We start from the raw sequence: 18,121 nt of genomic DNA, 5'->3' as shown, positions 1-18,121 counted from the left end.
GGCAGTGGGGGACAATGGAGCAATGACAGTCACCCTGCTCGGCGCCACCGAGATCCGCCGACTCGCCGCCGAGCTCGATGTCACCCCGACCAAGAAGCTGGGACAGAACTTCGTCGTCGACGCGAACACGGTCCGCAAGATCGTGCATGCGGCGCGGGTGCAGCCGGGGGAGCGGGTCGTCGAGGTCGGGCCGGGGCTCGGCTCTCTCACCCTCGCGATCCTCGAGGCGGGGGCGTCCGTCACCGCCGTCGAGATCGATCACCGGCTCGCCGCCCGACTCTCGCAGACGGCGGTCGAGCACGGAGTGCCGGCTGAGATGCTCACGGTCGTCGACGCCGACGCGCTGCGCATCACCGAGTTGCCCGGCGAACCCACCGTGCTCGTGGCCAATCTGCCCTACAACGTCTCGGTCCCGGTGCTGCTGCACTTCCTCGAGAACTTCTCGTACCTGAAGCGCGGTGTCGTGATGGTGCAGGCCGAGGTCGCTGAGCGCATCGCGGCCAAGCCCGGCTCCAAGATCTACGGCACCCCGAGCGTCAAGGCAGCCTGGTACGGCGAGTGGAAGCTGTCGGGCACCGTGTCTCGTCAGGTCTTCTGGCCCGTCCCCAACGTCGACAGCCTCCTTGTCGGCTTCGACCGGTCGGAGGGCGAGCGCGGCACGGAGGACGAACGCCGACTCACCTTCAAGATCGTGGATGCCGCCTTCAACCAGCGCCGCAAGATGCTGCGACAGGCGCTGTCCGACCTCTTCGGCAGCTCAGCCGCGGCATCCGAGGTCCTGATCGCGGCAGGAGTCGCCCCGACCGCTCGTGGCGAGGACCTCACGGTCGATGACTATCACCGTATTGCGCGGCACGTCGCTCAGATCGAAGACGCCGTCGTCACCGACTAACCTGGCACCGTGACCGACTCTCCCCGCTTCCGTCCGAACATCCCCGAGCTGCACCGGCCGTACGCCGCCGACGAGAGCCGCTACCAGCAGTTCGAGTACCGCCAGGTGGGCACCTCAGGCCTGTTCCTGCCGCCGATCTCGCTGGGGCTGTGGTGGAACTTCGGCGACAACATCCCGCTCGACAACCAGCGTGCGCTGCTGCGCCATGCGTTCGACCGCGGCATCACGCACTTCGACCTCGCGAACAACTACGGCCCGCCCTACGGGTCGGCCGAGAAGAACTTCGGGCGCATCTTCGCCGAGGACTTCCGCCCCTACCGCGATGAGCTGATCATCTCGTCGAAGGCCGGCTGGGACATGTGGCCCGGACCCTACGGCGACTTCGCGAGCCGGAAGTACATCCTCGCAAGCGCCGAGCAGTCGCTGACCCGTATGGGCCTCGACTACGTCGACATCTTCTACTCGCACCGCGCCGACCCCGTGACGCCGGTCGCCGAGACGGTCGCGGCGCTCGACACCCTCGTGCGCCAGGGCAAGGCCCTCTACGTCGGCATCTCGTCGTACAGCGCCGAGCGCACGGCAGAGGCCGTCGCCGTCGCCACCGAGCTCGGCACGCCGCTCGTGATCCACCAGCCCGCGTACTCGATCCTCAACCGCTGGGTGGAGGACGGTCTCACCGAGACCCTCGAGCAGGCGGGAGTGGGCGCGATCGCGTTCACGCCGCTCGCCCAGGGGCTGCTCACCGACAAGTACCTCGGCGACGGCACCGCGGCGCGCGCGCAGAAGCGCGGGTCGCTTCCCGAGGCTCCGCTGTCGGATGCCGCGGTCGAGACGCTCCGCTCACTGAACGAGATCGCGAAGGAGCGTGGGCAGTCGCTCGCGCAGCTGGCGATCCAGTGGACGCTGCGCAACCCCGTGGTCGCCTCAGCGCTGGTCGGTGCGTCGCGCCCCGAGCAGCTCGACGAGAACATCGCCGCGGTGAACGGTCCCGCCTTCACCGACGAGCAGCTCACCCGCATCGACGAGGCCGCAGGCTCCATCGACGTCGACCTGTGGGCGTCGTCCACGGAGCTGTGACGGGAGCACCCAGATGAGCTTCGCCGCCCCCGTCGACTCGGTGCACGTCCGAGCTCCGGGAAAGATCAACGTCTATCTCGGAGTGGGTGGTCGTCACGACGACGGCTACCACGCGCTCGCGACGGTGTTCCAGGCGGTGTCGTTGTACGAGGACGTGATCGCCAGGCACGCCGACGACTTCTCGATCACGGTGTCGGGTGTCGACGACCCCGACTCCGTGCCGTTGGACGATCGGAACCTCGCCATGCGGGCCGCGAAGCTCCTCGCCACGGCGGCGGAGTACGACGGCGGGGTCGCGCTCGAGATCCGCAAGAGCGTGCCGGTCGCCGGCGGCATGGGCGGCGGATCGGCGGATGCGGCCGCAGCCCTCGTCGCGTGCGATGCCCTGTGGGGCACCGGCTTCTCGACGGCGCGTCTGCACGAGCTCGGCGCTCGTCTCGGCGCCGACGTGCCGTTCGCGCTGCACGGCGGCACCGCTGTCGGCACCGGTCGCGGTGACCAGCTGAACCCGGCGCTGGCCCGCGGCCGCTTCGACTGGGTGCTCGTCCAGAGCGATGAGGGGCTCTCGACGCCGGTGGTCTATGCCCGGCTCGACGCCCTGCGCGATGACGAGGGCGCTCTCGCCGACGACCCGCCCCTCTCCCTGGAGGTGCCGGCACCGGTGCTCCAGGCGCTGCGCTCGGGAGATCCGGATCTGCTGGCCGAGAGCATCTACAACGATCTGCAGGAAGCCGCTCTCTACGAGCGCCCTGAGCTCGAGACGACGATCCTGCGCGGCATCCATGCCGGAGCCCTGCAGGGGATCGTGTCGGGCTCCGGCCCGACGGTCGCGCTGCTGTGCGCGAGCCCCGAGGGCGCGCAGGAGGTGCAGTCGCTGCTGCGCGAGCACGGCCTCGAGTCGCTGCATGTGCATGGCCCTGTGCAGGGCGCCCGCATCATCTCCTGAGCGGTCGCGGTATCCGCTCGACACACGCGCGGCACCGGCTCGGCGTGCGCTCGGCGTGCCTGGCATACATAATGTAGAGACGATGTGACCGTGCACATACGAGGAGGTCTGTGATGTCGACGGCCTCCGAGCGTGCCCGCATGCCCAGCATCCGCGACGTCGCGCGCCTCGCAGGAGTGTCGCATCAGACCGTCTCCCGAGTGCTGAACGACCACCCGAGCATCCGCCCTGAGACCAAGGCCAAGGTGCTCGACGCCATCGCGGTGCTCGACTACCGCCCGAATCTCGCTGCCAGGGCGTTGGTGACGAGCAAGTCCAACATGCTCGGCATCCTCGCGGCGACGGTCGGCGAGTTCGGCCCCACCTCCTCGATCGTCGGCATCGAGGATGCGGCGCGCGAGGAGGGGTATTCGGTCTCGACGCTGAACCTCTCGGCCACGACTCCCGAGGCCATCGGGAGTGCGCTGAGACAGCTGGCTCGAGAGCAGGTCGACGGCATCGTGGTGCTGGCACCGCAGGTGCGAGCGTTCCATGTGCTTCGTGGAATGGCGGTGGAGATCCCGTTCGTGTCGCTGCAGACCGCGTCCGGCTCCGACGGGGTGAGCCTGTCGGCCGACCAGGTTGCCGGTGCACGCAAGGCCACCGAGCACCTGATCGGGCTCGGGCACAGCGACATCATCCACATCGCGGGCCCGCAGGACTGGATCGAGGCGGAGTCGCGCATGCGCGGCTACCTGGATGCCCTGCGCGAGGCCGACCTGCCGACCTTCCCGCCCATCCGCGGAGACTGGACGGCGGATTTCGGCTACTTCGCAGGGCAGGAGCTGTCGCGTCGTCGTGACTTCACCGCGGTGTTCGTCGCGAACGACCAGATGGCGATCGGTCTGCTGCACGGTTTCCGTGACGCCGGCATCCGTGTGCCGGAGGACGTGAGCGTCGTCGGGTTCGACGACATCCCGGTCGCGGCCCATGTCGCGCCGACGCTCAGCACGGTGCACCAGGACTTCCCCGAACTCGGCCGCCGGGCCGTGCGTCTGCTGCTCGCCCAGATCCGCGGAGAGCAGACGCCGCAGTTCGGGCCGCTGCAGACGACTCTGCGCACCAGGGAATCATCGGCCGCTCGATAAGGCCACAATTTCGCTCGTGGTCTTGACACCGCCTGAGCGAGCGTAGACTATGTAATCCAATGTGAACGGTCACATCGAGTGTGACCGCCCGTCGCGAGGAAGATCTTGTGAGCACCACAGCAACGTTGCCGGTCGTGTCAGGCCCCATCCTGGAGATGCGCAGCATCACCAAGGAGTTCCCGGGAGTCAAGGCGCTGTCCGACGTGTCCATCACCGTCCGCGCAGGAGAGATCCATGCGATCTGCGGGGAGAACGGTGCCGGGAAGTCGACTCTGATGAAGGTCCTCTCCGGCGTGTACCCCTACGGCACGTACGACGGGGAGATCCTGCTCTACGGCGAGGAGCAGCGCTACCGCGACATCGCGGCCAGCGAGCAGGCGGGAATCGCGATCATCCACCAGGAGCTCGCGCTGATCCCCGAGCTCTCGATCACCGAGAACATCTTCCTCGGCAACGAGATCCGTCACTTCGGCCGTATCGACTGGCAGGCGCAGCGCCAGCGCACGGTCGAGCTGCTCGCCCGTGTCGGTCTGCGTGAAGACCCCGATGTGGCGATCAAGACGCTCGGTGTCGGCAAGCAGCAGCTGATCGAGATCGCGAAGGCGCTCAACAAGGACGTCAAGCTGCTCATCCTCGACGAGCCGACCGCGGCGCTGAACGAGAACGACTCGCAGCACCTGCTCGACCTGATCCTCGGACTCAAGGCCAAGGGGATCGCATCGATCATGATCAGTCACAAGCTCAACGAGATCGAGCAGATCGCCGACGAGATCACGATCATCCGCGACGGCCGCACGGTCGAGACCCTCGACATCTCGCGCGGCGAGATCAACGAGGACCGCATCATCCGCGGCATGGTCGGCCGCTCGCTCGAGAGCCGCTACCCCGACCGCACGCCCGAGATCGGCGAGGTCTTCTTCGAGGTCAAGGACTGGTGGGTGCAGCACCCAACGGTCTCCGAGCGCATGGTCGTAAAGGGTTCGAGCATCAATGTCCGCCGCGGCGAGGTCGTCGGCATCGCAGGCCTCATGGGCGCCGGTCGCACCGAGTTCATGATGAGCCTGTTCGGTCGCTCGTACGGCACGTTCCTGGGCGGCCAGGTCGTCAAGGACGGCCAGGAGATCTCGATGCCCGACGTCGCATCCGCGATCAAGCACGGCCTCGCCTACGTCAGCGAGGACCGCAAGGTGCTCGGTCTCAACCTGCTCGACACCATCAAGCGCTCGGTCGTCGCGGCGAAGCTGTCGAAGATCTCGAAGCGCGGCGTGGTCGACGAGCGCCAGGAGTTCTCGATCGCCGAGCAGTACCGCAAGGCGCTGCGCATCAAGGCGCCGAGTGTCGAGGAGGGCGTCGGCAAGCTGTCCGGCGGAAACCAGCAGAAGGTCGTGCTGGCGCGGTGGATGTTCACCGACCCCGACCTGCTGATCCTCGACGAGCCGACCCGAGGCATCGACGTCGGAGCGAAGTACGAGATCTACGCGATCATCAACGAGCTCGCCTCCCAGGGCAAGGGAGTGATCGTCATCTCCAGTGAGCTGCCCGAGCTCCTCGGCATCTCCGACCGCATCTACACAGTCTTCGAAGGTCGGGTCACCGACTGCATCCCGGCCGACCAGGCGACACCCGAGGCACTCATGCGCAGCATGACCTCCGCGAACCAGAAAGCATCCGCATGACCACCGACCTCACGACAACGAAGCGTGGCTTCCACTTCAGCGACATCCGCAAGATGTTCGGAAGCAACGGCACTTCGTCGCTGCGCCAGTTCGGCATCCTGGGCAGCCTCATCGTCATCATCCTGTTCTTCGAGGTCATGACGCTGCTGAAGAACCCGGCCGGCGCGACGCTGACCCCGGGCAACCTGATCAACGTCATCAACCAGTACTCGTTCATCCTGATCCTGGCGATCGGCATGGTGATGGTCATCATCATGGGCCACATCGACCTGTCGGTCGGATCCGTCGCGGCCTTCACCGGCATCATCGTGGCGAAGTCGATGACCGACTGGAACCTCCCCTGGCCGCTGGCGATCCTGCTCGGCCTGGGCGTGGGAGCTCTGGTCGGTGCCTGGCAGGGATTCTGGGTCGCCTACGTCGGCGTGCCGGCGTTCATCGTGACGCTCGCCGGAATGCTCTTCTTCCGCGGCGCCCAGCAGTTCATCGGTGACGCGCAGACGATCCCGGTGCCCAAGGGCTTCCAGTACATCGGAACCGGATACCTTCCCGAGGTCGGCCTGCCGCTGCCGTTCAACGTGCCGACGATGATCCTCGCGCTGCTCGGTGTCGCCTGGCTCGTCTTCTGGGAGATCCGGACCCGCCGCATCCAGCACAAGATGGGTTCCGACAGTGCGCCAGTGTGGGTGAGCGCGGTCAAGGTCGTGCTGCTCTCGGTCGTCGTCCTCGCCGCGGGCTGGATGTTCGCCACCGGTCGCCCCGGCACGAGCTTCCCGGTGCCGGGCATCATCCTGCTCGCGCTCGTGGTCATCTACTCGTTCGTCACCCGCAACACGGTCTTTGGCCGTCACATCTACGCCGTGGGTGGCAACCGTCAGGCCGCACGCCTCTCGGGTGTGAAGGACCGCTGGGTCGACTTCTTCGTCATGATGAACATGTCGATGATGGCCGCTCTCGCCGGAATGATCTTCGTCGCCCGTTCGCAGGCATCCGGCCCGAACGACGGCACCGGCTGGGAGCTGGACGCGATCGCCTCCGTCTTCATCGGTGGCGCTGCCGTCGCCGGTGGTATCGGAACGGTCATCGGGTCGATCATCGGTGGTCTCGTCATGGCCTTCCTCAACAACGGTCTGGCCCTTCTCGGTCAGGGCGCCGACGTCGTCTCGATGATCAAGGGCCTCGTGCTGCTGCTCGCGGTCGGCATCGACGTCTGGAACAAGCAGCAGGGTCGCCCGTCGCTGATCGGCTTCATGATGCGTCGTTCGAATCGCAAGGACGACCCGGAGGCAACGCCGACCTTCGAACCCAACAGGACTTACCAAGCCCCGCCCGTCGACAAGACGAGGGCCGAGTAAGCGGACTCTCCGCGCAGTGCTCGCACGCAGAATCCGTCACATCACACAGAAAGAGATCACATGAAGAAGATCATCGTCACAGCGACAGCGCTCGTCGCGACGGCTGCCTTCGCCCTCACCGGCTGCTCGGCAGAGCGCGGTGGAGACGCCGGCTCGGGCTCCGGCGACGAGGCCGCAGCGGGCTTCGCCGCTGACTCCTCGATCGGCGTCGCGCTTCCCGACAAGACCAGTGAGAACTGGGTCCTCGCCGGTCAGCTGTTCACGGACGGACTGGAGAAGGCCGGCTTCAAGGCCGACGTCCAGTACGCTCCCGCGAGCAACACCGTCGCCGAGCAGCAGAACCAGATCCAGGCCATGGTCACCAACGGTGCCAAGGTCATCATCATCGGCGCCAAGGACGGCAAGCAGCTCGCCACGCAGGTGCAGGCGGCCAAGGACGCCGGCGCGTACGTGATCGCGTACGACCGTCTCATCGAGAACACCGAGGCTGTCGACTACTACGTCGCGTTCGACAACTTCAAGGTCGGCCAGCTGCAGGGCCAGGCTCTGCTCGACGGCCTCGCCGAGCGTGCGGGTCACGAGGCTCCGTACAACATCGAGCTCTTCTCGGGTTCGCCTGATGACGCCAACTCGAAGGTCTTCTTCGATGGCGCCATGGACGTCCTGCAGCCGGAGATCGACAACGGCAACCTGGTCGTCGTCTCGGGTCAGACCGAGATCGCGCAGACCGCGACCGAGGGCTGGCTCGCGGAGAACGCGCAGAACCGCATGGACACGCTGCTCACCGGTTCGTACAGCGGTAACACGGTCCTCGACGGTGTGCTTTCCCCGAACGACACCCTTGCTCGCGCCATCATCACCTCGGTGCAGCAGGCCGGCAAGCCGGTTCCGGTCGTCACGGGTCAGGACTCCGAGGTCGAGTCGGTGAAGTCGATCATGGAGGGCATCCAGTACTCCACGATCAACAAGGACACCGCGCTGCTCGTCGAGCAGTCGATCAAGATGGTCGGCCAGCTGCAGAAGGGCGAGGACGTCGACGTCAACGACGAGGAGTCGTACGACAACGGCGCCAAGGTCGTTCCGGCATACCTGCTCGACCCGATCATCGTCACCAAGGAGAACGCGGCCGAGGCATACGCCAACGTGCCGAGCCTCCTCGAGATCGTGAAGTCGTACCAGTAAGCGATTCCGCTCGAACAACGACGAGCCGTCCGGACCTTCGGGTCCGGGCGGCTCTTTGTCATCTCGGGTGGACTTTTCACGCCTCGCGCGGGCGAGCCGCTGGCGGGAAGCGGACGTCCTGTCGGAGGACGTCCGCACACGGTGCGCTAGCCCCAGAGGGGGTCGTCGGGATCGGGAGAGTCTGTGCCGTCGGCATCTGTCATGATTCGCGCTTCAGCGATCCACGACGTCAGAGGGCGATCGCGGAGGAGATGAGGTCGCGGTGTGTCGAGCAAAACGGAGGCGGTCACCTTGTCCAGCGGCTCATCGCTCGCGAAAATGACGACGTTGCCGAGTGGCCCTTCCGCATCTTCCGGCTCTGCGTCGAGCACGACAGCGACGTGATCGAACACGGTGCTCAGGGTCGCGGCCTGTCGTCGTGAGTATTCGAACGGATGCCCGTCGAGCAGGTTCACGGCGACCACGCCCGCTGCTGCGGAGCGCGCGGCGACCCGGCGATAGAACTCCTGGCTGGCCACACGATGCCGGATGACGGCGGCATCCCAGAGATCGACGACGGTGAAGCACGCCTCCATCCAATCGGTGTCGATTGCGGTGCGATAACTCGTTGCGTCGTCAAGTCCGGGGGATGGAGATGACTGCACCGGCGACATCTTCTCATTCGGAAAAGCGGCGTCCGCGACCGTCCGAGCGTCACCGAGGATGACTCGTATGTCAGACCCGGGAGGCAATGGCAACGCGTCGATGACGGCGGCGTAGAGCGCGGGTTCGAACTCCACCACCAGCTGAGGTGATCCGGCGCGCGTCGCCTGGACGTAGCGTGCCAGCGTGAGTGCTCCGGCCCCCAGATGCACGGCGAACAGCGGCGCACCCGGCTCGGCGGCGGCATCCATTGCGCGGGCGATGTGTCGGGTGTAGCTGTACTCGAGGGCGGTGGGTTCGGTCATCGAGACGACGGACTGCGGAATTCCATCCACGCTGAGCTCGAAGCGACCGGGTCGCCTTCTCGACTGCACCAGCTTTGCCTGGCGGTTGGCTAGTGAGAGCGAGAACACCCGGCGACTCCATGGCACGTGTCTAGTTTATGCCGGAGGGGATCGGTCGGCGGCTGCCTCTCGAGGAGCAGAGCGCCGTGGGCGAATCTGCTCTCGGAAGGCCGAGCCTCCTCGAGATCGTCGAGTCGTACGAGACAGCGATCAACGATCTGGCAGAACAGGGCCGCTCGGACCTTCGGGGCCGGGGGCTCGTTCTTGTTGGCGTGCTGCTGTGGTGCGTTCCTCAGCAGCCGACGCCGGCCGGGTTCTCGTCGCAGGTGTGGGCGACGAGCGCGGTGCGGGCCTCGAGGATGCGGATCTCCTGCGTGGCGCCGTTGGTCGTGAGCTGCCCGGGAATGTCGATCCATCCGCCGCCGAGGTCCACCTGTGCGGTGTACCGGATGTCCACGCGGGCCGGGTACACGCCCGGTTTGCGGTAGACGTGGCTGGTCGGGGTCGGCGTGAACTGTGCTTGGCCGAGCGCCTCCCAGGTCTGCCCTGGCGTCGTGAGTGTCGCGGAGCTGCCGTCGCCGTAGGTGTAGTCGTATCCGGCCGGGACGAATCGCACGCGCAGTGGCACGCCGAACAGCTCGCCGCCTTGGACCTGCGGTGTCGCAGCAGCGGTGAAGTTGGTCGGCATCCCGGCGATTCCGACGTTTCCGGGTTCGGCGGTGGCGAGGACGGATGCGGGGGCGAACCGCGCGAGGTCGGAGATGACGATCGTCGGAGTGCCCGTCGCCAGCGGGGTCGTCGCCGGGGCAGCGGGCCGGTTCAGACGGGGTGCGCATCGCGTGGTGCCCGAGTCATCCATGCACGCCGCGAGATCGATCGCCTCCTGGCTCGGCCCCGATGGTGCGCTGGGGTCGGAGGGGCCGCCCGGGCCCCCATTAGTTCGACGTGTGTCCGTGTTCGGGTTGGTACCCTGCTGCTGTTGCGTGCCGGAGATCGTAAGAGACGAGCCGTCGGTTGAACCGCAGAGGCCCATCATTTGCGAGGACGTGGTGCAGCCCGAACTAGCCCGAGTGGCAGCGTTAGGCATCGCCAGCACTATTGCGACGGCCATCAAGGCCGTCGCTGTTCTGGTTAGCATGTTTCCCCATCTGCGGAGTCCTCGTGAGCGATCAGCAGGTTATCGCCGTCTCCGGAGAATTCCACGAGCTGCGCGACAACGTCGCCTCGGTCAGGAGGGGTTACGTCGATGCCGCCCGCATCAACGACTCGAAACTCAGATACGTCGATGCACACCATTCCTTCGACTTTCCCGGTCGGCTCGCCAACACTTGCCTCTGTCCCGCGGAAAGACAGGATCTTCGCCTCCCCGCTGGCCCGTAGCCCCCATTCACGTAGTGACCTTTGAGCCTCGATGTCGCTTTCGAGCGCGAGAGACGTAAGAAACTCTTGTGGGTCAGGCTCAGAATCACCACGTGCCCGAGCGCTTAGGGCGTCAAAGTATGCCCGGTACACCTCTTCCGCCGCCGCGAACGCCTCTTCCTCGCTGGCGAAGGCGGGCGTCGGCGTGGGCACCGGTGCCGGCTCCGGTGCGCACCCCAGCAGTGAGCTGAGCGCGAACGCAACCAGCACGACAGCCACACTTCTTGTGCGCGTCGTCATCGGTCGGGGAGCGGGCGAGGGTCGCAAGCGAGGAGGGGTCACCGCGCCACCGTAGTCAACGTGCGGTCGGTGCCGCCGCAGTTATCCACAGCACCAGACGTCGACCAGCACTTCGCTCAGAACGGCGCGCGGGCTGCATCGTCGGCCACGGTGAAGGTGACCGTGTTCGGTGCAGGAGGAGTGTCGATGTAGGTGCGACCGGTGGGGCTCGTCCACTCCATGACCCCGCCCGGCTTCTGTCCCACGTGCCAGGGGGAGTGGTGTTTCAGGACGTGATGTCGCCGACAGAACGCGGCGAGGTTCGTCTCGCAGGTCGCGCCACCCGCCGATGCTGCGTGATTGTGGTCGAGGTCGCATTTCCGCGCCGCGATCCCGCACCCGGGGAATCGACAACGTTGGTCTCTCGCTCGAAGATGTCGTCGTAGGTGCTTGCCGGGCCTGTATCGGTCGACTGCGAGTACCCGCCCGCTGATCGGATGAGTCATCACTCGATCCCACCCCGTGGCCGTGCCTGCGAGCTTCCGCGCGGTGTCGGTATCGATGGGGATCACGCCATCGAGTTCGGCTGGCGGAGTCGCGGAGCCGTCACCGGTCGGGATCTGGTCGCCCGACGCCGGGCTCGCATCATCGGCCATCAGGGTCGTCACCGGAACCGTGACCTCGATGCGAGCCATGATCTGTGCGAGCAGCCCGTCTTCGGTGTCATGCCCGGTCGGAGTGCCGCTGAGCACCAGATCGGTGAGCAGATCGGCGCGGATCTCATCGACCGTTCGGTCGTCGGCCTCGAACTCTCGTCCTTCTCGCTTAGCCTCCCGCCTCGCGCGGAGGTTCTCGTCGCGCAGCGCATGCGCCATCTGCGAGAGGCGGTCGAACATGCCGTGGATCAGCGCCGCGGGCGCGTGCACGTGCAACCCGGCCATCCCGTCTTCGCCGTCAGTCACCCAGACGCGCCGCTGAGCGCGCGCCTTGCGGTGTCGCTCCGTCACGGTCGTGGGCGCGAATCGCTCGGCCACTCGACGCGCCAGCGCCCGCAGCCGATTGGGCGACTCGACCTCGGCGAGAGGGAGCATGATCGTCGCGTACGCCTGGCGGGCGCTCGGCGACTCGATGTGCGACCCGGCATCGACGATGACCCGGGAATGCGCGGCGCTGATGCGCCCCTGGCCCTGCGCCTCCCACACGGTGGGGAAGAGGTCGATCATCATTCCCGCAGCTGCCATCCGTCGCTCGATGGTGCGATCGCTGACGTGCTGCACGGTCGCGATCTCGGCGGCGATCGTGCGGATCGAGTGGTCGCCGCGATCAGGATGGTCGCCCTGTTTCGCGATGTCGATCGCCAGTCGCCCGGCGATCGCGAGAAGGCCGTCGCGAGCCGCCATCATGCTGCTCACCGTCGCCTCCGCGATCTGCAGCGACGACACCAGATCGGCGAGTGTCGCCATCTGGGAGTCCGTCGCGTCGAGCAGCGCTGTCATGCATTAAGTAGATCAGGGACCACCGACATTCGAAGAAAGATTCGACATATTCCCGATATGCAATGCGGCGATAAGCCGCAGATTCTCGAGCAGAGACAGCAACGCTGCCATAGCCTCGACCCATGGCGACGGCACTCTCACCCTCACGCGCCGCGCTCGCCGAGTTCGGAATCGGGAGCGCGCACCACTCGGAACCTCTGAATCTTCCCGGCGGTCGAGGGTTGACCTGGCGGGCCGGCGACACGGTGCTGCGCCCGTCGGCAGGCGACGGCGAGACGGTATGGAAGGCGAACGTCCTCTCGACGCTGCCCCACTCCGCGGGGTTCCGCACTCCCCGTCCGATCGCCACCCGATCCGGAGCGTGGACGCTCGACGGGTGGGAGGCCTGGCGGTGGCTCCCGGGTGCCGCGGATGAGACGCGCGTGACCGACGTGCTCGACGCGGGGGACGCGTTCCACCAGGCGGTCCGAGGCCTCGACCGCCCCGACTTCCTCGATCATGCTGACGATCCGTGGGCGAGATCCGACAGAATCGCCTGGCAGGAAGACGAGCCACCAGCGGCGAATGCTACCCTCCATCGTCTGATCGCCGCCTTCCGCCCGGTCTCGGCGACAGCGCAGATCATCCACGCAGATCTTCTCGGCAACGTGATGTTCGAGCCGGGACAGCCCCCGGTGGTCATCGACTGGGCACCCTACTGGCGTCCGGTCGGCTTCGCCGATGCGATCGTCCTCGCCGACGCCGTGTGCTGGCACGGCCTCGACCCCGCCGATATGATCCGGCTCGCAGACGCCAGGAACGTGGACCGGCAGTTCCTGATCCGCGCTCTCGCCTTCCGGATCGCGACGTTCGAACTCCTCGGGCACTGGGACGACCGGATGCAGGCGAGGCATGCTCCTGCGATCGAGGTCGCCCTAGTCTGACCGGCTCACCCAGCGCGCCCGACTACCCTGGGAAGCAACATGGCACATCTTCTCGGGGCAGAAGCCCTTCACCTCGAATATCCGACGAGGGTCGTCTTCGACTCCGTGACCCTCGGCATCGAAGAGGGCGACCGCATCGGCATCGTCGGCCGCAACGGCGACGGCAAGTCGAGCCTCCTGGGCATGCTGGCCGGAACCAAGGAGCCGAATTCGGGCCGCGTCACCGTGCGCGGCGGCACGACCATCGGCGTCCTCGACCAGGCCGACACCCTCAGCGACGACCTGACCATCAGCGCTGCGGTGGTCGGTGACACCCCGGAGTACGAGTGGGCCGGCGATCCGCGCATCCGCGATGTGATCGAGGGTCTGCTGAAGGATCTGCCCTGGGACGCCGAGATCGGCTCCCTCAGCGGTGGCCAGCGTCGTCGTGTCTCGCTCGCCAAGCTGCTCACCGGCGACTGGGACGTCATCGCCCTCGATGAGCCCACCAACCACCTCGACGTCGAAGCCATCACGTGGCTTGCCGGGCACCTCAAGAAGCGCTGGAGTGCGAACTCGGGCGCCCTCATGGTCGTGACTCACGACCGGTGGTTCCTCGACGAGATCTGCACCGAGACCTGGGAGGTGCACGACCGCATCGTCGAGCCCTTCGAGGGCGGCTATGCGGCCTACATCCTGCAGCGCGTGGAGCGCGACCGGATGGCGGCCGCGACCGAGGCCAAGCGACAGAACCTCGCCAAGAAGGAGCTCGCCTGGCTGCGCCGAGGCGCACCGGCCCGAACCGCGAAGCCGAAGTTCCGTATCGACGCGGCCAACGAGCTCATCGCCGACGTGCCCGAGATCCGCGACAAGATCTCGCTGCAGTCGCTCGCCGTCTCACGCCTCGGCAAGGACGTCGTGGACCTGCTCGACGTCGGAGTGACCTACCCGACCGCCGACGGTGGCACGCGCGAGGTGCTCCGCGACGTCGAATGGCGCATCGCACCGGGGGAGCGCACCGGAATCCTCGGCGTCAACGGTGCGGGCAAGTCGACGCTACTCGGGCTCATCTCGGGCACGGTCGAGCCCACCGTCGGCCGCGTGAAGCGCGGCACGACCGTCAAGGTCAAGACCCTCACCCAGCGCCTCGACGAGCTGGAGGACGTGCGGCGCGAGCCGGTGCGCGTCGTGATCTCGCGTCTGCGCACGTCCTACACGATGGGCGCGGGATCCAAGGCGCAGGAACTCACCCCCGGGCAGCTGCTCGAGCGGCTCGGCTTCGACTCGGCGCAGCTCTCGACTCCGGTGAAAGACCTCTCGGGCGGTCAACAGCGTCGCCTCCAGCTGCTGCTCGTGCTCCTCGACCAGCCCAACGTGCTCATCCTCGACGAGCCGACCAACGATCTCGACACCGACATGCTCGCGGCGATCGAGGACCTGCTCGATTCGTGGTCGGGAACCCTGCTGGTCGTCAGCCACGACCGGTACTTCCTCGAGCGCGTGACGGATCAGCAGTTCGCGATCCTGGACGGTCACCTGCGGCACCTTCCCGGAGGGGTCGACGAGTATCTGCGCTTGCGTCAGCTGCAGACGTCGGCCCCCGGCAAGTCCCAGACCGCCGTCAACACCGAGAAGAAGGCCCCCAGCCTCGACGGTGCCGCCCTGCGCGCAGCGCAGAAGGAGGTCGCCTCGCTCGAGCGTCGCATCCAGAAGCTCACGCAGCAGGTCGACAAGGCGAAGACCGCTCTGGCGGATCACGATCAGTCGGACTTCGCAGGCCTCGGCGACAAGATGAAGGCGATCAGCGATCAGCAGGCGGAGATCGAGGAGCTCGAACTCCGCTGGTTCGAGCTGACGGAAGAGCTCGACTGAACTGACCCCTCGCGATCCGGCCTCCGTGGGAATACGGTGGCACTGCGATGCGCTGTGCTCTGGGCGGGGTTCGATGCCATCCGGGATCGCACAGCTTGATCCTGCGGTACCCGGGAGGTTCAGATGGAAGGACTCGAGGTCACCGTCCTGATCGGACTCACGATCCTCGTCGGGACGCTGCTCGCGCCCAGAGTGAGGCTGGCGCTGCCCCTGGTGCTCGTCATCATGGGCCTGCTGCTCGGCTTCGTGCCGCAGCTGCGTGAGATCCAGCTCCCGCCCGAGACCGTGCTGCTGCTCTTCCTCCCGGTGATGCTGTTCTGGGAGAGCCTGACGACGTCGCTGCGGTCGATCCGCCGCGACTTCCGTTACATCCTGCCGATGAGCACGCTGCTCGTCGTGGCATCCGCCTTCGCCGTCGCCGGCATCGGGCTGCTGTTCGGGATGCCGTGGGAGACCGCCCTCATTCTCGGCGCTGCCGTCGCCCCGCCGGACGCCACGGCCGTCGCCGCCCTCGGACGCCTGCTGCCGACGCGCATGTTCATGAAGCTCAAGGCGGAGAGCCTGACGAACGACGGCACCGCCCTGGTGCTCTACGCGATCGCCATCTCGCTGGCCCTCGGCGGAAACGTGACGCCGCTGTCGGTGACCATGTCGGTGCTCACCTCGTACATCGGAGGCATCGCCGCCGGTGTCGTGGTCGCCGCCCTCGGATACCTGCTGCTGCGTCGCACCTCCTCGACGATCGTCATCAACGTCACACTTCTGCTGATCCCGTTCTCGGCGTTCCTGCTGGCCGAGATCGTGCACGCCTCCGGCGTCCTCGCCGTCGTGGTCGCCGGCCTGATAGTCGCCTATGTGTCGCCTCGGGTGACGACCGCCTCTTCTCGACGTCAGGTCGCGGCGGCCTGGCCCTTCGGGGTCTTCCTGCTCAACGGCGCGCTCTTCGTCCTGATCGGGCTCGAGGTGCAGTTCGTCGCGCACGAGATCTCGGCAGCGGCGATCGGCCGTCTGGTGCTGATCACGCTCGCCGTGTGGATGACACTGCTCGTCGTGCGCTACCTCTTCCAGGTGATGAACGCCCCGTTCCAGCGACGCAACCCCGCGCGCCCGTCGCGCGGTGCGCGGGCGCGTTCGATGGCGGTGTCGACCGTCGCAGGCATGCGAGGTGCGGTCTCGCTCGCTATCGCGCTGTCCGTGCCTGCCGCCAGTGCGACCGAAGGCGAGATCGCGGGGCGTGACGAGATCGTCTTCGTCACCGCCGGGGTGATCCTGCTGAGCCTGCTCGTGCAGGGGCCGCTCCTTCCGGCCATCGTGCGCTGGGCCCGATTCCCGGTCGACCACGCCGAAGACGAGGAGTACGAGCTGGCCGAGCGCACCATCTCGGGCGCGGCACTCGCAGCCCTCGATGACCTCGCGGTCGAGCACGGCGTCGGACAGGAGATCCGCGACAAGGTGCGCGCCGAGGGCTATCAGATGCTCGAGTTCTCGAACGCGCGAGCGCTGGCCCGCGAACAGGCGATCGTCGACGCCGAGGCGCAGGCGCTCGATGTGCTGCTCGACGAACCGGATCCCCTCGGCCGCGGCTCGATATCCGAGGCGGGGGACGCAGGAGCGGATGCTGCGCCGACGACGGTGCGGATGCCGGATGCGACGCGCATCGCCGACGATGAAGACGGCTCAGAGGGCGAGGTGAGGACTCTGCAGATGCTCGCGACCTCGGTCGACGTCGACGTCATGCAGCGCTCACCGCTGCTGCGCCACGAGGAGCACACACGTCTCAAGCTCGCCCTCCTCGACCGCAAGCGCGAGGTGCTCCTCGGGCTCCGCAGAGAGGGAACAGTCGACGATCTCGTCGTGCGCCGGATCTCGGCGCGGCTCGACCTCGAGCAGGTCCGGCTGCAGGGCATCGAGGAGTACGACTGAGAGCTGTGACGCTCTGTGACACTCGATTGTCGCCTGCGGCATCGCGCTGCCTAACGTATTCGAGTCCCCCAAGAGAGGAACCCGAACACTCATGTCCATCACAGCATCCCGTCGGACCACATCCGTCATCGCCGCGCTCGCCGCGGTCCCGCTCTTCGTCGCACTCGCAGGCTGCGCCACCGCATCATCCGACGCCGGCGCAGGCGGCGGTGACTCCGAGAACGAGACCGTCAAGATCGGGGTCGTCGGCAAGGGAGACGCGCAGTGGGCTCCTTTCGTCGAGGCAGCCGCTGACGAGGGCATCACGGTCGAGCTCGTCGACTTCGGCTCCTACGAGCAGCCGAACCCCGCACTCACCGAGGGCGAGATCGACCTCAACCAGTTCCAGCACATCGTGTACCTGGCCGAGTACAACAGCGCCTCGGGCTCCGACCTAACGCCGATCGGCTCGACCGCGATCTACCCGCTGGGTCTGTACTCCAAGAAGTACGACGACGTCGACAGCATCCCCGAGGGCGAGACCGTCGCCGTCCCGGATGATGCCTCGAACCAGGCGCGCGCACTCCTCGTGCTGCAGTCGGCCGGTCTCATCGAGCTCAAGAGCGGCGGAACGATCTTCTCCGACCTCGCCGATGTCGACACCGACAAGTCCAAGGTGAAGGTCACCGCCCTCGAGGCCGCCCTGATCCCGACGTCGCTGCCGGATGTCGCCGCGGCGATCATCAACAACGACTTCGTCGAGGATTCCGGTCTCACCTTCGACGACGCGATCGCACAGGACGACCCGGAGGACCCGAACGCGCTGCCGTACGTGAACATCTTCGCGTCGCGCGCCGAGGACGCCGACAACGAGACGTACCTCAAGCTCGTCGAGATCTTCCAGACGAACGAGGACGTGCAGGCCGGTCTGATCGAGTCGTCGGGTAACACCGCGGTTCCGCTGCAGACTCCGGTCGAGGACCTCGTCGCCTCGCTGAAGAAGGTCCAGGAGGACACCGAGGCCAAGAAGTAGGACGCCCGGGTGCAGGACACCCCCGTCCGATGAGGGAGAA

General features: G+C 66.8%; 15 protein-coding genes. 11 read left to right on the top strand and 4 right to left on the bottom strand.

Annotated features, from left to right (window positions below; genetic code table 11):
- Positions 1-22: 22 nt before the first annotated feature.
- The 7 genes from rsmA to MRBLWH13_RS09905 all read left to right on the top strand — a co-directional run bounded on the left by rsmA (position 23) and on the right by MRBLWH13_RS09905 (position 8,252).
- A complete protein-coding gene (rsmA, locus tag MRBLWH13_RS09935; protein ID WP_341954748.1) occupies positions 23-892 on the top strand; it encodes a 16S rRNA (adenine(1518)-N(6)/adenine(1519)-N(6))-dimethyltransferase RsmA in 870 nt (289 codons plus the stop codon).
- Between the two features lie 9 nt (positions 893-901).
- Positions 902-1,969 (top strand): L-glyceraldehyde 3-phosphate reductase, encoded by a 1,068-nt coding sequence (mgrA, locus tag MRBLWH13_RS09930; protein ID WP_056312376.1) that lies wholly within the window; start codon positions 902-904, stop codon positions 1,967-1,969.
- Positions 1,970-1,982: 13 nt separating this feature from the next.
- Entirely contained in the window at positions 1,983-2,915 is a 933-nt protein-coding gene (locus MRBLWH13_RS09925) for a 4-(cytidine 5'-diphospho)-2-C-methyl-D-erythritol kinase (protein WP_341954745.1), read from the top strand.
- Positions 2,916-3,028: 113 nt separating this feature from the next.
- Entirely contained in the window at positions 3,029-4,042 is a 1,014-nt protein-coding gene (locus MRBLWH13_RS09920; protein ID WP_056513495.1) for a LacI family DNA-binding transcriptional regulator, read from the top strand.
- Between the two features lie 155 nt (positions 4,043-4,197).
- Positions 4,198-5,718 carry a multiple monosaccharide ABC transporter ATP-binding protein gene (mmsA, locus tag MRBLWH13_RS09915; protein ID WP_341958285.1) on the top strand — a complete coding sequence of 507 codons (1,521 nt, stop codon included), beginning with the start codon at positions 4,198-4,200 and terminating at the stop codon, positions 5,716-5,718.
- The gene (mmsB, locus tag MRBLWH13_RS09910) at positions 5,715-7,070 is read left to right on the top strand and encodes a multiple monosaccharide ABC transporter permease (protein ID WP_341954740.1); all 1,356 of its coding nucleotides are present in this window, start codon (positions 5,715-5,717) and stop codon (positions 7,068-7,070) included. Before mmsA ends, mmsB begins: the two co-directional genes overlap by 4 nt.
- 60 nt (positions 7,071-7,130) lie before the next feature.
- Positions 7,131-8,252, top strand: coding sequence for a sugar-binding protein (locus MRBLWH13_RS09905; protein ID WP_341954738.1), 1,122 nt, complete (start codon positions 7,131-7,133; stop codon positions 8,250-8,252).
- A 146-nt stretch (positions 8,253-8,398) separates the two neighbouring features.
- Here MRBLWH13_RS09905 and MRBLWH13_RS09900 read toward each other — a convergent pair whose 3' ends face one another.
- The 4 genes from MRBLWH13_RS09900 to MRBLWH13_RS09885 form a co-directional block, all read right to left on the bottom strand.
- A complete protein-coding gene (locus MRBLWH13_RS09900) occupies positions 8,399-9,199 on the bottom strand; it encodes a hypothetical protein (RefSeq protein ID WP_341954737.1) in 801 nt (266 codons plus the stop codon).
- A 331-nt stretch (positions 9,200-9,530) separates the two neighbouring features.
- On the bottom strand, positions 9,531-10,097 hold the full coding sequence (locus MRBLWH13_RS09895) for a hypothetical protein (RefSeq protein ID WP_341954734.1): 567 nt from the start codon (positions 10,095-10,097) through the stop codon (positions 9,531-9,533).
- Between the two features lie 272 nt (positions 10,098-10,369).
- Complete coding sequence (locus MRBLWH13_RS09890) at positions 10,370-10,876, bottom strand: hypothetical protein (RefSeq protein ID WP_341954731.1); 507 nt, start codon at positions 10,874-10,876, stop codon at positions 10,370-10,372.
- Positions 10,877-11,013: 137 nt separating this feature from the next.
- On the bottom strand, positions 11,014-12,372 hold the full coding sequence (locus tag MRBLWH13_RS09885; protein ID WP_341954728.1) for a DUF222 domain-containing protein: 1,359 nt from the start codon (positions 12,370-12,372) through the stop codon (positions 11,014-11,016).
- A gap of 122 nt (positions 12,373-12,494) precedes the next feature.
- On the opposite strand from MRBLWH13_RS09885, the gene MRBLWH13_RS09880 reads away from it, so the two are divergent.
- The 4 genes from MRBLWH13_RS09880 to MRBLWH13_RS09865 all read left to right on the top strand — a co-directional run bounded on the left by MRBLWH13_RS09880 (position 12,495) and on the right by MRBLWH13_RS09865 (position 18,081).
- Positions 12,495-13,295: a hypothetical protein gene (locus MRBLWH13_RS09880; protein WP_341954726.1), complete on the top strand. Its 801-nt coding sequence runs from the start codon at positions 12,495-12,497 to the stop codon at positions 13,293-13,295.
- Positions 13,296-13,334: 39 nt separating this feature from the next.
- Positions 13,335-15,146 carry an ABC-F family ATP-binding cassette domain-containing protein gene (locus MRBLWH13_RS09875; RefSeq protein WP_341954724.1) on the top strand — a complete coding sequence of 604 codons (1,812 nt, stop codon included), beginning with the start codon at positions 13,335-13,337 and terminating at the stop codon, positions 15,144-15,146.
- A gap of 123 nt (positions 15,147-15,269) precedes the next feature.
- Positions 15,270-17,069: a Na+/H+ antiporter gene (locus tag MRBLWH13_RS09870; RefSeq protein ID WP_341954722.1), complete on the top strand. Its 1,800-nt coding sequence runs from the start codon at positions 15,270-15,272 to the stop codon at positions 17,067-17,069.
- Positions 17,070-17,160: 91 nt separating this feature from the next.
- Positions 17,161-18,081 carry a MetQ/NlpA family ABC transporter substrate-binding protein gene (locus MRBLWH13_RS09865; RefSeq protein ID WP_341954720.1) on the top strand — a complete coding sequence of 307 codons (921 nt, stop codon included), beginning with the start codon at positions 17,161-17,163 and terminating at the stop codon, positions 18,079-18,081.
- Positions 18,082-18,121 lie beyond the last annotated feature (40 nt).

It is taken from the genome of Microbacterium sp. LWH13-1.2 (assembly GCF_038397735.1).
GTDB lineage: Bacteria > Actinomycetota > Actinomycetes > Actinomycetales > Microbacteriaceae > Microbacterium.
Note: the sequence above shows the minus strand (reverse complement) of the source record. Positions and strands in the feature narration are given on the sequence as shown.

Excerpts from the sequence above, each read along its gene's own strand:
- MRBLWH13_RS09905 (WP_341954738.1), top strand. The coding sequence starts at position 7,131 with ATGAAGAAGATCATCGTCACAGCGACAGCGCTCGTCGCGACGGCTGCC.
- mmsB (WP_341954740.1), top strand. The coding sequence starts at position 5,715 with ATGACCACCGACCTCACGACAACGAAGCGTGGCTTCCACTTCAGCGAC.
- MRBLWH13_RS09920 (WP_056513495.1), top strand. The coding sequence starts at position 3,029 with ATGTCGACGGCCTCCGAGCGTGCCCGCATGCCCAGCATCCGCGACGTC.
- MRBLWH13_RS09875 (WP_341954724.1), top strand. The coding sequence starts at position 13,335 with ATGGCACATCTTCTCGGGGCAGAAGCCCTTCACCTCGAATATCCGACG.
- MRBLWH13_RS09870 (WP_341954722.1), top strand. The coding sequence starts at position 15,270 with ATGGAAGGACTCGAGGTCACCGTCCTGATCGGACTCACGATCCTCGTC.
- MRBLWH13_RS09895 (WP_341954734.1), bottom strand. The coding sequence starts at position 10,097 with ATGGATGACTCGGGCACCACGCGATGCGCACCCCGTCTGAACCGGCCC.
- rsmA (WP_341954748.1), top strand. The coding sequence starts at position 23 with ATGACAGTCACCCTGCTCGGCGCCACCGAGATCCGCCGACTCGCCGCC.
- MRBLWH13_RS09900 (WP_341954737.1), bottom strand. The coding sequence starts at position 9,199 with ATGACCGAACCCACCGCCCTCGAGTACAGCTACACCCGACACATCGCC.
- mmsA (WP_341958285.1), top strand. The coding sequence starts at position 4,198 with ATGCGCAGCATCACCAAGGAGTTCCCGGGAGTCAAGGCGCTGTCCGAC.
- MRBLWH13_RS09865 (WP_341954720.1), top strand. The coding sequence starts at position 17,161 with ATGTCCATCACAGCATCCCGTCGGACCACATCCGTCATCGCCGCGCTC.
- MRBLWH13_RS09925 (WP_341954745.1), top strand. The coding sequence starts at position 1,983 with ATGAGCTTCGCCGCCCCCGTCGACTCGGTGCACGTCCGAGCTCCGGGA.
- MRBLWH13_RS09885 (WP_341954728.1), bottom strand. The coding sequence starts at position 12,372 with ATGACAGCGCTGCTCGACGCGACGGACTCCCAGATGGCGACACTCGCC.
- MRBLWH13_RS09880 (WP_341954726.1), top strand. The coding sequence starts at position 12,495 with ATGGCGACGGCACTCTCACCCTCACGCGCCGCGCTCGCCGAGTTCGGA.